14 protein-coding genes are annotated in these 16,687 nt (G+C 37.6%); 2 read left to right on the top strand and 12 right to left on the bottom strand.

Annotation, left to right across the window (positions count from 1 at the left end):
* The first annotated feature begins 103 nt into the window (after positions 1-103).
* Positions 104-1,177 carry an aminotransferase class V-fold PLP-dependent enzyme gene (locus BCL90_RS15665; RefSeq protein ID WP_121284937.1) on the top strand — a complete coding sequence of 358 codons (1,074 nt, stop codon included), beginning with the start codon at positions 104-106 and terminating at the stop codon, positions 1,175-1,177.
* Here the strand turns inward: BCL90_RS15665 and BCL90_RS15670 are convergent.
* Genes BCL90_RS15670 through BCL90_RS15690 form a run of 5 tightly spaced genes read right to left on the bottom strand, consistent with a single transcriptional unit; the run spans position 1,174 to position 7,211 of the window.
* On the bottom strand, positions 1,174-2,148 hold the full coding sequence (locus BCL90_RS15670) for an L-histidine N(alpha)-methyltransferase (RefSeq protein WP_121284938.1): 975 nt from the start codon (positions 2,146-2,148) through the stop codon (positions 1,174-1,176). The two genes, BCL90_RS15665 and BCL90_RS15670, sit on opposite strands and share 4 nt — an antisense overlap.
* A 7-nt stretch (positions 2,149-2,155) precedes the next feature.
* The gene (egtB, locus tag BCL90_RS15675; protein WP_121284939.1) at positions 2,156-3,304 is read right to left on the bottom strand and encodes an ergothioneine biosynthesis protein EgtB; all 1,149 of its coding nucleotides are present in this window, start codon (positions 3,302-3,304) and stop codon (positions 2,156-2,158) included.
* The gene (locus BCL90_RS15680) at positions 3,304-4,875 is read right to left on the bottom strand and encodes an ABC transporter permease/substrate-binding protein (protein ID WP_121284940.1); all 1,572 of its coding nucleotides are present in this window, start codon (positions 4,873-4,875) and stop codon (positions 3,304-3,306) included. Before BCL90_RS15680 ends, egtB begins: the two co-directional genes overlap by 1 nt.
* Positions 4,868-5,827, bottom strand: coding sequence for an ABC transporter ATP-binding protein (locus tag BCL90_RS15685; RefSeq protein WP_121284941.1), 960 nt, complete (start codon positions 5,825-5,827; stop codon positions 4,868-4,870). The genes BCL90_RS15680 and BCL90_RS15685 overlap by 8 nt, the downstream gene beginning before the upstream one ends.
* A 1-nt stretch (position 5,828) precedes the next feature.
* The gene (locus BCL90_RS15690; protein ID WP_121284942.1) at positions 5,829-7,211 is read right to left on the bottom strand and encodes a mercuric reductase; all 1,383 of its coding nucleotides are present in this window, start codon (positions 7,209-7,211) and stop codon (positions 5,829-5,831) included.
* 179 nt (positions 7,212-7,390) lie between these two features.
* Between BCL90_RS15690 and BCL90_RS26120 the strand changes: the two genes are divergently transcribed.
* Positions 7,391-7,525, top strand: a complete 135-nt coding sequence (locus BCL90_RS26120) for a hypothetical protein (RefSeq protein WP_262707552.1) — start codon at positions 7,391-7,393, stop codon at positions 7,523-7,525.
* A gap of 483 nt (positions 7,526-8,008) precedes the next feature.
* Here the strand turns inward: BCL90_RS26120 and BCL90_RS15700 are convergent, their stop codons facing one another.
* The 7 genes from BCL90_RS15700 to BCL90_RS15730 form a co-directional block, all read right to left on the bottom strand.
* Entirely contained in the window at positions 8,009-8,644 is a 636-nt protein-coding gene (locus tag BCL90_RS15700) for a SatD family protein (protein WP_121284944.1), read from the bottom strand.
* 325 nt (positions 8,645-8,969) lie between these two features.
* Positions 8,970-11,531: a M1 family metallopeptidase gene (locus BCL90_RS15705; RefSeq protein WP_121284945.1), complete on the bottom strand. Its 2,562-nt coding sequence runs from the start codon at positions 11,529-11,531 to the stop codon at positions 8,970-8,972.
* 12 nt (positions 11,532-11,543) lie between these two features.
* Positions 11,544-12,728 (bottom strand): NRAMP family divalent metal transporter, encoded by a 1,185-nt coding sequence (locus BCL90_RS15710; RefSeq protein WP_121284946.1) that lies wholly within the window; start codon positions 12,726-12,728, stop codon positions 11,544-11,546.
* Positions 12,725-13,486 (bottom strand): 5-oxoprolinase subunit PxpA, encoded by a 762-nt coding sequence (locus tag BCL90_RS15715; protein WP_121284947.1) that lies wholly within the window; start codon positions 13,484-13,486, stop codon positions 12,725-12,727. The genes BCL90_RS15710 and BCL90_RS15715 overlap by 4 nt, the downstream gene beginning before the upstream one ends.
* Positions 13,483-14,481 carry a 5-oxoprolinase subunit C family protein gene (locus tag BCL90_RS15720; RefSeq protein ID WP_121284948.1) on the bottom strand — a complete coding sequence of 333 codons (999 nt, stop codon included), beginning with the start codon at positions 14,479-14,481 and terminating at the stop codon, positions 13,483-13,485. Before BCL90_RS15720 ends, BCL90_RS15715 begins: the two co-directional genes overlap by 4 nt.
* Positions 14,482-14,483: 2 nt before the next feature.
* Positions 14,484-15,224, bottom strand: a complete 741-nt coding sequence (gene pxpB, locus BCL90_RS15725; protein ID WP_121284949.1) for a 5-oxoprolinase subunit PxpB — start codon at positions 15,222-15,224, stop codon at positions 14,484-14,486.
* A 171-nt stretch (positions 15,225-15,395) separates the two neighbouring features.
* Entirely contained in the window at positions 15,396-16,679 is a 1,284-nt protein-coding gene (locus BCL90_RS15730; protein WP_166792218.1) for an ATP-binding protein, read from the bottom strand.
* Between the last annotated feature and the right edge of the window lie 8 nt (positions 16,680-16,687).

Here is a 16,687-nt window from a genome sequence, read left to right on the forward strand (position 1 = left end):
CAGATTGTATTAACCTAACAAACGTGATTCTCATAGGTTTGTATAAAAATCAATTTTGGGGGCAGCATTTATTTTTTAATGCATAATTCTTTTAATTTTGGGCATGAACCTATCTTTTCCGATCCTAAAAGAATACACGTACCTCAATACTGCCAATTCAGGCATTTTATCGACCAATTTGGCTGAATGGCGAACCCAACATGACCAGGCATTTATAGCAGGTGGGAGCATTTTCAAGATGGAAAATATGCCCATTATTACTGACCTCAGAAATAACATTGCTAAACTTTTCAGTTCAAAACCTGAGAATACCTATCTGGTTCAGAATTTCTCAGTCGGTTTTAATACTTTATTAAGTGGATTGGACAAAAACCATCGTTTTCTATTGCTGGAAGAAGAATATCCATCTGTGAGCTACCCTATAATCAGCATGGGTTTTGAATACCATAGTATAGCTATTCATGAAAAATTAGAAGAAAACATCATCACTGCCATAGAAAAATTTAAACCTACTGTACTAGCATTTAGCGTGGTACAATACATTAGTGGATTTAGAATGGATGATGAATTTATCCAAAAGCTAAAAGCTACATATCCTGATCTTTTATTGATTGGTGATGGCACTCAGTTTTTAGGAACAACAAATTTTAATTTTGAAAAATCGGGCTTAGATGCATTGATTGGTAGTGGTTACAAGTGGCTTTTAGCTGGATATGGAAACGGTTATGCTTTGCTTTCCGACCAGATGAAAGATGCCATTTATAATAAAAACAAACTGGCCGAATTACCTACAGTGCCTTTCTTAAAAGGCAAAGATCATTTATCTATGTGTTTCGAACCCGGGCATCTGGATACCTTAAACTTCGGCACGTTAAACGAAAGTTTAAATTATCTTGGTTCATTTGGTTTCGATTGGATTGAAAAAACCACGCAAACGCTCAGTAATCAAGCAAGATTGGAGCTAAATTCAAGAGGACTAGTTCCCGACTGGATGCTCGACAGAAAGTATCAATCGACAATTATGAGTATGCCGCTGGATCAAAAAACAGTAGATAAACTTGTTGCCGCCAAAATACTCTGCTCACCAAGAGGGGCAGGTACAAGGATTTCCTTCCATTTTTATAATAAGGAAGAGGATTTAAACCGGTTGTTACAAGTTTTAGATGGCAAGAGCTAATCTACTTTCCAAATGGCATCTACAAAATATTGGTTGTGATCAAAAAAACGTTGAAGAGGTTTAAAGCCTGTTTTCGCGGCCAGTTGATCAATATCACCTAAAGAATATTTTTGTGAGATTTCCATAAAAATATATTCATTTTCGATAAAATGAATGGCATGGCGGCCAATATTTACAATCTGGTTTTTTAAACTGATAAGGTAACTTTTACAGGCACCTGATGCCGGATCGTAACTGGCATAATGTTCAAATTGATCAATATTAAAATCACCATCGAGTTCTTTATTGATGCGTTGAAGTAGATTGAGATTGAAAGATCTGGTAATTCCGCCTTTATCGTTATAGGCAGCTAAAATTTGTTGTGGATTTTTTTTGAGGTCGAAACCGATAATGAGCAGGTCGTTTGGAGAAAGTAATTGCTTTAAAGACAAACAGAAACTTTCAGCATCGGCAATTGTCATGTTACCAATATTTGCGCCCATAAACAGCACCACTTTTCTACGTTCCGACAGTTCAGTGGCTTTTTTCAGCATGTCGAAATAATCGCCATTTAGCCCTTTAATATCCAACGAAGGAAGTTTTTTAGGCAGATTTTCTTCCAGATCTGAAATTACATGCGCTGAAATATCAATCGGAAAATAACTAAATTCCATCTGATCGTCCATCAGTGATTTTAACAGATGAATGGACTTGGTGGCATCACCGGCACCCAACTCGATCAGGTCGAAGGCAGTACCATCTGCAGATATGGCTTGCGAAAGTTGCGCAGACTGATACTGGAGGATTTCCATTTCTGCATTGGTTAGATAATATTCTTCCATTTCCATAATCTGCTGAAATATGCGGTCTCCGGTAGCATCATAAAAATACTTGGAAAGCATAAATTTTGGCTCAGATCGTAGTCCTGTTAAGGTTTCCTGAAGAAATTGCGTTTTGTTGTCGGTTGTTATTTCAATGGTAGTGGTGCTCATGTTTATTTTATTTTACCAGGCGTATGCCCGTATATTGCCATCTTAAATGCGGATGAAAGAAATTTCGATAAGTAATGCGTGAATGATTTTGCGGAGTAGCTATGGATGCTCCGCGAAGTACTTTCTGATTGACCATAAATTTGCCGTTATATTCGCCAATTGCCCCGGGTGCTTTACTAAAGCCAGGATAAGGGAGGTATGCGCTTTCAGTCCACTCCCACCTTTCGCCCCAATTAAAGCTTTTTGCCGCCACTTCCCATTCAAATTCGGTTGGCAAACGCATGCCGCTCCAACTGGCATAGGCGTAAGCTTCGTAATAACTGACATGACTTACCGGCGCATTCGGATCAATTGGTAAAAGTCCGTCCAAAGTGTAATTAAACCATTCTTCATCAATCAAATGCCAGTACATGGGTGATGTGATGCCGTTGCTTTTTACCCAATCCCATCCTTCGGAGTGCCAATAATTAAAATTTTCATATCCGCCTGCTTTGATAAACTCCAAAAATTCAGCATTGCTGACTAATGTTTTACTGATGGCAAAATCGTGCAGGTAAACTTTATGTTTGTTCAGTTCATTGTCAAAGCTAAAACCCGTTCCTTCATAACCGATTTCGTAAATTCCTGCTGAGATATCGATCAAACCAGATTCATTTTCACTCGCTAAAATTTCTTTTTTATCTTTAGTGTAAACAGGGAATAATGGATTATTGCCAAGAATATATTTAATATCGGTTAATAACAATTCCTGATGCTGCTGCTCGTGATTAAAGCCCAAAACCAACAATTCCGTAACTTCATCCTTTAAAGGTGTGTTTAAAAAAATTGTCATGGCTTCATCTACATAAGCCCGGTATTGGTAAATTTCGTTCACGCTTGGCCGGCTTAAATTACCCCGGTCGGTACGGATTACCCGATTGCCAACGGTTTCGTAATAACTATTGAATACAAAATTATAATCGTCGTTATATACCTGATAGTTAGCCGAAAATGGCTTCAATATAAAGGTTTCGAAGAACCAGGTGGTATGCCCCAAATGCCATTTAGGTGGACTTACATCTACAACAGGCTGCACCACATAATCTTCAGTTTGTAAAGGTTCACAAATCTGCTCGGAATATTTCCGAATCTGTAAGTATTCTTCTAGCAGTGTCATTAATTTTTATTCAGATAATTTTTAAGGTCTGTGATGCTATTAACATTCAGTTCTTTTGATTGTTTTTGCCGCATCATTAAAGCATAAGAATTATTAAAACCGATTGGTTTTAGCCATTTGATTTTAAACTTTTTCTCAAATTCGGTAGAGACATAATCATAAGTTTTGTTTCTATCGTGCGCAATTTCCTTTGCAATTTTTGGATCAGGCTGTAATAAAACCAGTAAACCTGTCCCGGTATATTCAGGGTAAAAGTCAATCTGATCGTTCATCAGCGCATCAAAACAGATTTTTGTTCCGCCCAATCCGGTTTTAGTAGCTACATTGTAATCTGTATTCCCTTTAATCAACATGCTGTACATTTCAGTAAGAATATATTGCTCGCCAAAAATCTTAGATCCTATGCGCACGGTACCTTTATGTCCATTTTTAGGCGCTTTATACAAACCATTACTGATCAGGAAATCCTTTGCTACCCGCTCCGGCTGTTGATGAAGGTAATCTGTTCTGTAATTCAGATCAGTCATGATCGAATCTGTAATTTTCCCGGAGAGTAGATTGAGGGCTTTTTCCAATTCGGGGAATTGTTTTAAAGCTTCATCACGAACAATCGGTGCAGCATAATAGGGCGGAAAAATATTCTTATCGTCTTTTAAAATTTTCAGGTCAAAAGCTTTTAAGCGGCCATCGGTAGAATAGCCGCTGATTACATCCAGTTCTTTTGCAAAAGCAGCTTTGTACATCACTGCATCGCTGATCACGATGGTATGTATTTTTAAACCATAAGTTGATTTTAATCCGAGGTCGCCATCCTGCCTGCCCATAAATTCGGGAGTAAATCCCGCTGTTAAAGTAGAGCCATAAGCGGTTGGTAAAGCATAAAAACCGCCCAAAATCAAAATCACGATAGGAAAAACGTACAAGGCTTTCCTCAACTTCTTAAAATCCATTTTCTGGACAAGCGAAAGTAAAGCATCGAGTATAATTGCCAATAAAGCGGCTGGAATGGCTCCAGCCAAAATCATATTGGTATTATTGAGCGAGATACCGCCAAAAATAAACTCACCCAAACCTCCAGCGGCAATAAATGAGGCCAAAGTGGCCACGCCCACATTTATTACGGTTGCAGTACGGATACCGGCCAAAATAACGGGCATAGCAAGCGGCAATTCTACTCTTAGTAAAATCTGGCCTTTACTCATCCCCATGGCCCTGGCCGCTTCTTTAACATGCTGATCAATGCCAATAATGCCCGTATAAGTATTTCGAATAATCGGCAGCAAGGCATAAATGAGCAGTGCTACGATTGCCGGTTTTGCACCAATCCCTAAAACCGGGATCATAAAACCCAATAAAGCGATGCTTGGTATGGTTTGCAATACCCCTGCAATGCCCAAAACCGTTCCAGAAAGTTTACGCTTTCTCGCAATCAATATACCTAAGGGTAAACCGATGGCAATAGCGAGGATTAAAGAAATAAAGGTTAAACCTACATGCTGTAAAGTTTGACTGAGCAGTTTATCAGATTGCCCTGACATAAATTGCCATAAGGTTTGCTGTTGCTCATTCATGCAGCTGTGCGTTTTGGTATTGATTAAATCCTTTGGTTAGCTGCCCGAAATTGATCGATTTGATTGCCTGATCAGCACCTGAAACGAAAAGCTCAGGCCGGTCATTATTCCTTAATAATTCCATGGCTTCCCATATACTTAAATTAGCAGATTTACTTTCTCCTTTATGAATGGTTTCTTCAGGTAAATAAGTCCAAATATCCTGGATATTAATTACTTTAAACTCTAATGCCAGCCTTTTTCCGGCGAGAAAATTCCTGGCAAAATCATTTATGGGCCGATATAATAATTCTTTGGGTGTTCCAATCTGAACTACCTCACCTTTATCCATTAAACAGATCCGGTCTGCCAGTTCAAAAGCTTCCTGAACATCATGTGTCACCATCACAATCGTTTTTCTTTTCAACTCTTCGAGTGCTTTAAATTCTTTTTGGATACTGGTGCGGGTAACGTTATCTAAGGCTCCAAAGGGTTCATCCATCAACAATACCGATGGATCGGTAACCAACGCACGGGCTAGCCCTACGCGCTGCTGCTGTCCGCCACTTAACTCATGCGGATACATCGCCAGCGTTCTTTCCGGTAGATGAAGTTTTTGGATCAATTCCTGCGTACGGCTTTTAATTTTTTCCTTATCCCATTTCAAAAGTTTAGGTACAAGTGCAATGTTCTCCGCAATGGTATAATGCGGAAAAAGACCAATATTCTGCATCACGTAACCTATCCCCTTGCGCAATACATCAGGATCCTGATTGGTGATGTTTTCATTATTAATAAAAATCTGGCCTCCATCGGGCTCAATTAAACGATTGATCATTTTTAAAGTGGTGGTTTTACCACATCCACTGGTACCTAACAATACCAATGTTTCCTTTTCGGCAACTTTAAAAGAGACTTGCTTTACCGCCTGGGTATCTCCAAATTTCTTGCTTATTCCTTTTAATTCGATCATATTATTTATCGAGTTTCATAAATAAGTTATTCAGCGATTCGGTATAGGTAGGGTGCGCAAAAACGCAATACCTGATCCTATCGTAAGTAATACCGCCTTCCATTGCCATTTGCAGAACAGACATAATTTCTCCGCCTTCTGAGGCCAGGATAGCAGCACCCAAAATCTCTTTAGTATCAGCATCTACAACTGCTTTCATCAGTCCCAAAGTTTCGTTTGTTTCGATACCGCGCGCAACATTCGACATGGGCAGAACAGCAACTTTATAATTCAATTTCTTTTCTTTAGCTTCTTTTTCTGAAATGCCAATCCGCCCAAGCTGAGGGTCGGTAAACATGCAGTATGGTACCGGCCGATCGTGAATGGAATATTTCGTTCCTTCAATCAGGTTACGGTAAACAATGGTATAATCATTATAGGCGATATGGGTAAAGGCAGGCCCACCTTTTACATCACCCAATGCATAAATTCCTTTAATATTGGTTTCCAACTTTTCGTTCACGATTACATGTCCTTTATCATCTAATTTAACACCACAATTTTCGAGGCCTAAATCAGCGGTTTGCGGTATGCGTCCGGCTGCGATTAATACATGACTTGCCGTAATTTTCTTTTTTGTTTTACCCGATTGGATTGAAAGATGAAGCTTTTTTTTATCCTGACTGATTTTATCAATCTTCACAGCCGTAATGATTTCAATCTTTTCATCTGTTAAGATTTCGGTAAGGGCTGATGAAATATCCTGGTCTTCTTTAGCTAATATGCCTGATGATTTTTCCAAAATGGTTATTTTACTACCAAAGCGATTAAACATTTGCCCAAACTCCAGTCCGATGTAATTGCCGCCAATCACCACCAAATGCTCCGGAACGGTTTCTACATCTAAAATTGTTGTGGATGTAAGATAATCAATTTCATCAAGTCCTTCTATATCAGGTATGGCAGTTTTTGCTCCGGTATTGATAAAAATCAAATCAGCAGTTACTTTTTCTTCACCACCATCGTTAAGGGCGATGGTTAACTTTTTTTCAGCGCTGAATTTTGCTGTTCCGAAAATGAGCCGGAGCCCTTTGGTATTGTTAATTCCCTTTTCTGAAGACGTCCTAAACTGTTCTACAATATCATCTTTGCGCTGTTTTATCTTCTTGAAATCAATTTTGATGGCTCCAACTTCTACGCCAAGTTCAGTTGCTTTTCTGGCTTGATAAACTGCCCTTGCAGAAGCAATCATAGCTTTTGTTGGTGTACAACCATCGTTGATACAGGTACCCCCAACCAATCTTTTTTCAATTATGGCTGTTTTTTTACCCGCTTCAGCAAGTTTTTTGGCTAATGGTGTACCTGCCTGCCCCGCTCCGATAATTATCGCGTCGTAATGTTTCATTGATAGGATTTGTTTTGTTGTAATGATAACCTGAATAAGTAGATCAATGTTTGACCAAGAATAATTTATTCTTTAACTGGAATATTATTAAATTTCAAATAAAAAAGTTACAAACTATATTCAAAAATCTACGTTAAATAATCATAGACATTAAATTGAAAAACATAAATCCCTAATTCATGCAAACTCAAACAACAGAAAACACGAATCTTACCGTTTTTATTCAGGATGATGCTTCTATTGAAGATAAAAGAGAAATTTTGTTGAATGGTTTATTGGATGACCTTAATAACGAAACTGAGTCTTTTAATTAGGCTTTTATACAAGGTTAGTGAACACGTATGTTAAAAGCAGCTGGAGATAAAACCTAAGCCAAGTAAATAACTACTTTGGGTTCATTGGATTACTTTCATAACCCAATATTACTCATTTATTTAGAACCCGATTTACAGCATTTTCGATATCTCCCGCATGATTCCATATGTAAACGTAAAATAGAGCAACTGTAACAGAAACCATATTACCTATTAAATAATAGCTGTTAAATTTTTCTGTCTCCCCTGTTTTATCGTCATGTTTTAACCTAGTTGCTAACTTTAATGCACTAAAAAAAGTTAGCGCATGAGGAATACCATTAAACATAAAGATTGTCAGAAAAAGACGTTCGATGAATCCTTTGCTAATTGATCTAATATCTATTTCCGACTTTTTGTAATACTGTTGTGCAATAAGCGAAAACAAAAAGGCAAGTATTAACTCGCATGCGATAATCAGTATGCCTATAATTAAGATTGAGATCATGGTAATTCTGAGATGTAATTTATTAATGATTTAGCCGAAAAGTACTCTTCTATTTTAAGGCTTTTTTCTCTTTTCCATATTTGAGAACGAGTTTTTCCTAATTGTTCTGCAACAACTTTATAATCCCTTAATTTAATGAATTTGGTAATCAGATCATAATCTTTGCTAATTTTCCAATCATCAACGATGCTTTGATATAAAAACATGCTATTTACTAAGGCTTCACTTTTAGTTTTATTTCTAAGATCAAAATAATACCTGATGTTTGAGTTCTTATGTACCGCCAATGCTTCACGCGCCTGTGTTAATCCATCACCAAGCATTTCATAAGCAATGATTTTATTAATTGGTGTATCTATTTTTCCTTCAACCAATACAAATCTTAGTTTAAATCCAGCGTTGAGATGTATAATTTTCTCCTCAATAGAAAATATCAATTTCACAGCTGCTTTAGCATCATTAACTATTCCCTGGAATTCATCTCCTAAAGTAATTGTCATCGGAGATAGCATGAGTTCATTATTTTCATAATTAGTTTCACTAACTACTGTTTTAAAGTTACTCATGAGTTTATTTTGATCACTTCTTCTACTATCAACTATATCCGCCATTAATACAAAGTAGTCTTTCATATCATCTTTTTAATTTACCATTAATTATATCAAATATAATGAAACAATTAATATTATTTCACAATTAATGACATAAATTATGTTATTTCACAAAAAGTGAAATAACTACTTAATTCATATTTGATCTATAAAGTGATTTCAAAGAGTAACTATATGTGAATGTTAAAATTAAGAATAAGTAAGTCAATCGGCTTCCAGTCCAGATCTAAAAAGAAAATGGCAAACAAATTAATGCTTACCCTTTTCAAATCTAAATTAATGCTCTCGCGACGAAAGTATAAATTCTTCATAAACCCGTTTGTAACAAATTTAATTTAATTAAAAGTTAATGTATGATGATTTGCGCCCGTCGAAGGTTATCGGTAGTTTGCAAAATTTTATCCCTTAATTTTGGATTGTAAGCAGGATGTGATTTTAAGAAATCTTGCACTATGGCATTTGCTTCTTTGTTATTGTAACCCGAGAAGATTGCCGCTAACCACGATTGCGGAAAAAATATATCTCCGGTTTGCTGTATTTCTACTAATAAGTTTAAGCTTTCTTTCAAATAATGAATAGATGTTTTTTCCCTGATGGGGTGATGTAAATAAGATAAAGCCGTAGTTACCCAGGCCTCTTTCTGGCGGTTTTTCCTATCTTTTAAACCATTAAAGAAACGATCTCTTTCCTTAACATCTGGAGATAATGCAGGCATTAAATAAATTAACCGGTTTTTACGGTCTTCATTTTTGGTCCGTTCCAGCTGATCTTTTAAGATCGTGTTAGCCGTATCTGTTTTAAGCGCCAACGTTAAGGCTAACGCACTATAATCGTCTTCTAACAATTTGATTCCAGTTAGTGCAGTTTGTTTGAGCCAAATATCGTACATTCTTTTTCCAGCTTCGGCACTCAGATACACATTTTGATAAGCATTGAACAAAATTTTCTTGTTGTTTTGCATTTGCTGTTGCTCCATTGCGTCCCAGATTGTTTTTTCCATCACTGAATGGATAACCGTTCGTTTTTCGCTAGTTAAAAATGTCCAGTAAATATTGGTCATGTACCCTGTGATCAATCTCAGGTTCATCTCATTCTTTTCCGTTGCTATACCTTTAAGCAATATATTTAAAAGCTCATCAGGTTGATTACTTTTGCCCGAAAGCATATTTTCATAGGCATTGATGTAGGCCGATGCACGTTCTAAAGGATCAGTGATATCATAAAGCTTTGCCATCATCTCTTTCTCAATCGGGAAAAGGCCATATCCGGCACCATTTGCATTAAACAAAATATACAGCGGCTTTGGAAGACCTTTCGCTTCATTTAAAACAGTGCGTGCATTCATTGCGTTTACTACCAAAAACTTACTATAGGTTGGATAAACCAGCTTAATCGTAAAAGACTGTGGCCACACCCGGGCCTGCCCCATTTCACTGTTCTGAATTAAGCTTAAGCTACTTATTTTATTGCCACTGTATTTAATATCATAACTAAAAACCGGTCGGCCAGGTTCATTTACCCAAACTTTATTCCAACTCAGCAGATCACTTTTACTGTATTTACTTAAAATGGCGATCAAATCGTTCCAGGTAGCATTGCCATAACTGTATTTTTTCAGGTATTCCCTGATCCCTTTTTGAAAGTTCTCTTTGCCCATTAACAGTTCCAATTGACGCATCATAATTGGTGCTTTATGGTAAATAATATTTCCATACATCGATCCAGCTTCTTGTAAGTTATCCAATTGCTGGCGAATGGGATTAGCGCCCAATGTCCTGTCTACGCCGTAAGCTGCCGGATAATGGTCTTGTAAAAACTTAAGATCAAAAGTGTTTTTGCCCATTAACTTTTCAGTCACCTTATCGGCCATAAAATTGGCAAAAACCTCTTTCATCCAAACATCGTTAAACCACTTCATGGTCACCAGATCGCCAAACCACATATGCGCCGTTTCATGCGAGATTAGATTTGAACGGGAAATGAACTGATCTTTGGTAGCTCCCTGATCTAAAAATAATGAGGATGCTTTGTATTGCACCTCACCAGGATGTTCCATACCACCAAACTGGAAATCTGGAATACTGACAAAACCTATTTTCTGAAAGGGATATTTGATCGCTGTCCAGTTTTCCAAAAAATCAATGGCATCGCGATGGGCTATAAAAACAGAATCTACACTAAGTTTAATTTTAGCTGAATCGGTTTCCCGGTGCAGAAATTCCATTTTGTTATTTTTCATTTCTCGGTTGATCAGAGTGTATTTTCCTGCAGTAAAAGAGAATAAATAGGTGGGCAATTTATCTGAATGATTAAAATGATAGGTGATAGAATTATCTTGTACCAGCGAATCTTTTTTTACCGCATTAGCCATTACTTTCCAATTGGTTGGAACAGTTAATGAAAGTAAAAAGTTAGCTTTTAAATCAGGCTGATCAAAGCAAGGGAATACCGTTCTGGCATGATCAGGAACAAAGAGTGCATATAAAAAATCTTTATTCCTGTTTAGCGATTCGTTACCGGCAATAAATTCGATTTCGACATGGTTATTCCCAACTTTTAAATACTCCTGCTTGATTAAGATGTGTTCCGCTTTAAAATCGATAGGTATGGTCTTTCCATTAACTGATACTAGTTTTATGTGGTCTGCATTTTGCTTAAAGTCGACTTGCAGGTGAATTAACTTATTCAGCTTAAAATCAATATTTTCAGTCGATTGAATTGATTCTGATTGCGCTGCTGGTATTCTAAAATGAAGCTGATACTGAATGTTACTGATTGCTGCACTTCTGGCGTTTGCCAGGGCAAGAGAAACACCAGGTTCAACAGCAACAGCCTGTGTGGCCTGCTGCGCGAAACAGGTGGAATTGAATAGTAAAAAAAGGCAAAGATATTTCGTAATTGTAGTCATGTAAATAAAGATTTATTCTCCGTTCATCATCTGTAAAATGGTTCCGTAACTCATCCAAACCATGGTTAACACTACTGCTAAACCTGTTAGTGTTAACCAAAGTGGTTGTTTATAATTTGCAACAATTTTAGTTCTATAAGCCGCAATAAGCATAATCCCCAATGCAATGGGTAAAATAAAACCATTAATGGCACCTACGGTAAGCAATATTTTTACGGGTTTACCAATCAGGATAAAAATAACACAGGAGATGGATATAAAGGCAATGATAATTTCTCTGTTAAACTTTAAGATCAGTGGATGAAAACTTTTGATAAAAGAGATGGAGGTATATGCCGAGCCCACAACTGAGGAAATTCCCGCAGCCCATATTACCACTCCAAAAATTTTATAACCGATTTCGCCACTGGCCAATTTAAAAACCGAGGCGGCCGGATTAGATGGATCTAAGGTAAAACCTTTACTTACTACGCCCAAAGCAGCAATAAATAACAATAAGCGCATAATCGATGCCAGTCCGATTGCACTTAATGCACCTTTATTTACGGCACCCAAATTCTGGATTCCGGTTTGCTTTGCATCCAATAAGCGATGAGCGCCCGAAAAAGTAATATAACCGCCAACAGTTCCGCCAACTATGGTTAACACTGCTGTAAAACTAAACTGCGTGGGATTTACAGCTCTTAATGCCGCTTCTGCCAATGGTGGCGAACTGGTGTAGGCAATAATTAAGGCCAGTACAATTTTTATCAATCCCATGGTTTTGGCAAAAACATCCATTGCTTTGCCCGCTTCTTTGTAAATAAAGATCCCAATTGCCATAATAGCGCTGATTACAGCACCCTGCCCTACACTAATGCCAAATAACACATTTAACCCTAAGCCGGCACCAGCAATATTACCAATGTTAAAAGCCAAACCACCTAAAAAAACCAGAAATGAAATAAAGTAACCCAAGCCCGGAAAAACCTTATTGGCTATATCTTGAGCAGGTTTATCAGCAACTGCAATAATCCGCCAGATATTTAACTGTGCAATGGCATCTAATATGATGGATAACAATATGACAAAGGCAAAACTAGCGCCTAGTTGTTGGGTAAAAACTGCTGTTTGTGTTAAAAATCCAGGACCAATGGCCGAAGACGCCATTAAAAATGCAGCTCCTAGAAGTACACTCCAATTGTATTTAGGCTTCATATTGATGGAGCTTTAATTAAGATGCCTTCTTTTTTTAGTCTTTCAGCTATCAATTTAGCAAAAGCAACAGCGTGTTCACCATCACCATGCAAACAAATAGTCTCTGCTCTTACGGCGATACGATTTCCGTTTGCACTCCTTACTTCCTGCTTTAGCGCAAATCCCAAAACCTGATTTACAGCATCTTCTTCGTTGATAATTAAAGCGTTGTTTGCTGAGCGTGGAGTAAGTAAACCATCATCCTGATAACTACGGTCGGCAAAAACTTCTGATGCGGTAACTATGCCTACTTTTACAGCTTCAGCTATCATCTTACTTCCTGCTAAGGCATACAAGATCAAACCTGGATCAAAATCGTAAACAGCCTGCACAATAGCTTTTGCTAAAGCGGTATCCTTTACTGCCATATTATATAATGCACCATGCGCCTTAACATGATGTAATTTGCTACCTGCAGCTTTTACAAAAGCACTTAATGCACCAATTTGATATAAGGTGAGCTGATAAGCTTCATTTGGGCTAATCTTCATTTCTCTACGACCAAAGCCTTGCAAATCGGGCAAACCAGGGTGTGCACCAATGGCTACTCCTTTTTTTAAGGCTAAAGCTACAGTTTGCTGCATTACAGCCGGATCGCCGGCATGAAAACCGCAGGCAATATTTGCCGATGTAATATAATCCATCAGTTTTTCATCATTGGGCATGGCATAATTCCCGAATGCTTCGCCCATGTCACAATTAAGATCGATTATTTTCATGTTTTGATATATTTAAGGCTTATTGCAGTAGTAATTAATGATAAATCCTGTTCACGTTCCAGAAAAAGTTCTTCCGCCTCATCGCTCGAAATTTCAGAAAAGTGAATGGTATTGCCTGGTTTTAACTGGGCACATAAAGGTAAATCGACCGCTGCAACATGGGCAATACGTGGATAACCACCTGTTGTTTGACAGTCGGCCATGAGTATAATCAAGTCGCCACTTCCAGTTACCTGAATAATCCCGGGAGTTACTGCCGTACTGAGCAATTCCTTTTTAACCTTCCTCACCAATGGTTTTCCAGATAAATGATACCCCATTCGATTACTCCTTCTATCGACGGTATAAGAATTGGTTAAAAATGAAATAATCGATGCTGCATCAAACCAGCCGATTTCATTGCCCAGCACAACTCTGATGTTTTGCCTTTTCTCTGGCAATAAACTTTCGCGTGAAATGCGCCAATTTGGATAGGTTAGCGACCGATGAATTAATTCTTTTAATATCTCTTGTGATGCTTCGCTAATAGTGGTACCACCGATCAAAACATCTGCTTTTTGCAATATCCTCCCTTTAAAGCCTCCAAAATCAGCAGTAAGATAAGTGCTTTTACTTTCCATTACATCAGGCACATCCCATCCACCGGCAATAGCCAGATAGGTACGCACCCCAATTGCATTATGGATCAGCTTTATAACGGAACCTGCCGGAAAAAACAATGGCTTTTCTGCAGGCATTACTTGATCATTATAAAACAGGAAAGCTCCATCACCAGAATAAGCTACTAAAATATCAGTTTCAGCTTTAAACGAAGCATCGGCATAGGTAAATTCAATGGTCGCATCGTTATCATCGTTACCAACAGCTTTATTGGCTAAACGGTGAGCCAACTCATCCATAGCGCCAGAAACAGGTACAGCTTGCGAGAGGTATCGGTACCTGCCCAGATCCTGAACAGTGCTTAACAAGCCTGGCTTAATGATGCTGATTTTCATACTCATAGTTCAGCACACGCATTAAACTCATCTATACCAATGGCTTTAAAAGTAACCAGGTCGCCTCCCTTTAAAAGTGATGGCTGCGAACGGGTTACATTAAACATCTTTAATGGAGTTCTTCCAATAACCTGCCATCCTCCGGGTGTTTCCATTGGATAAATGCCAGTTTGATTGCCTGCAATACCTACTGATCCTGCGGGTATTTTAGCATTAGGGACTTCTTTTCTAGGCGTTGATAATCTGGTATCCATCCCGCCCATATAAGCGAAACCTGGCACAAAACCGATCATAAATACAACGTATTCGCCGGCAGTATGGATATCAATCACCTCAGTTTCGGTAAGTTTATTGGTGCGGGCTACTATTGACAGATCCCAACCAAAATCATCGTCATAACATACCGGAATAACCACGTTATCAGCTATTACCTTTGATTTTTCTCTTTTTATTTGTGCAATTTTATTTAAATGTGCGGATACCTTTTCGAAGCAAACCTCACCTGGAAGATCTGATAACATCACACTTAACGGATCAAAGAAAACAGTTAATGTAGTGTAAGCCGGAACGGTAGATATTAAACCAGAAAAAGGATTTTGTAAAAGCAATTGATTAAAATCAGTAATCAGGCCCAACAAATCGTTATCGATAGCCGTTCCGAATGTTATTGTAACCGATTTTTCGCTCAATCCGTAAATTTCTATGGGAATACCTGTTTCAAAACACCCTAACTGCTCATTCATATAAAAACAGTAAGATTTAATAATAAATATTCTTCATCATACGGGGAATGACAGCTAAACTGCCGCTATAAAAATGAATATATATTATTAAAATAACAAAGATTTTGAGAATAGGATAAAAAAAGTAGAACTATCAGCATGAAATTACTAAATCACCGATAAAATGTTAATCTAATTTTTCTTCGCTTCTTGGCCTTTTATCAATTTCAATAACTCATCCTGCTCTTCGGCTTCTAATTCGATTATGCCATTAAACATTTCAAAAATTTCATCACGGAGGTTAGAGCGCATTAAAAGATCGGTAAGACGTACAATGGTTTTCTTTTGATCGGTATTTAAACTACTAAACAATTTAGGCTCCACTTCATATAATGCCTTAATTAAACTAACCAACTCCGGTTTCCTTAATTCTTGCTCTCTTTCGCTGGCATAAACAGGAAATATCTCATCCTCTTCGTAAGTTTCAATCAGGCGGTTGGCATATTCTTTTAAAAACGGTTTACGTTTACTTTTAAGATATTCCGTTAATGCTTTAATCAAAAATCTATATTCTGCAGAAGATTTAGCTGCACCAAATATGGCCACCTGCCCTTCATTTTCGAAACTCTTAAAATCGAAATCACGAAAAAAATCACTATCAATGTAAACACTATGAAAATAATCGTCGCTCTTTTTATTTAAGGTGGTGTAATCTTTATAAATTTCTTCTCCACTAGCCGAGAAATAGTATTTAGAGAGTTCTTTGTGGAGATTTTCTTTCCAATGAACATATTTAATCTTAAAATTAACGGCAGTATCGGGATAAAAAAGATTAAACTCTTCTACAGTTTTAATATTGCTGCTAAAATCCAATGCTTCACCATTTACAATAATCGAGTAATTTTTGTGTTTATTCAATTCAATAAACCAACAGAATTCGTTTATCAAAAAAGGAAGTACTGTTTCTTCTAAATCCTGTTGACTTATCTTCAAATTAGTGAAAGAAACGGTTGTTCCAGTTTCACCAGTATTGCCCGGAACGCTGGAAAAATCGTGGCTGTAACTATTTAAAGCACCAGTATTAATGTGTATTTCGCCAGAATAAAATCCTTTTTCTGCTTGGTAAGTGGTTTGCCAAACGGCATTATGCGCAAAGGTAAAAAAGGTAAGTCTCCCCACCCCATTACGGCCATGCATTTTCGAGGTGTGCTTTGGTGCTACAATCTGAGTAGATTTTTCAGATTCGAAAAACGGATCGAATTTTTGTTGTAAGCGATCAAAATTAATTCCATAACCATTATCAGCAATCGTTAACTGCTCCAACAGGCCAAGCGTATTGGCTACATAATCTATACGGATGGTATTCGCATTGGCGTCAAAACCATTCCATATGTACTCCGCAATGGCCTGCTTTTCATTATAGTTCTTAAGTACTTTTTGTATTCCCTTTGAAGTGATATTAACGTTTACCGACATACTTACTA

This window comes from Pedobacter alluvionis, from assembly GCF_003664035.1.
Taxonomy (GTDB): domain Bacteria; phylum Bacteroidota; class Bacteroidia; order Sphingobacteriales; family Sphingobacteriaceae; genus Pedobacter; species Pedobacter alluvionis.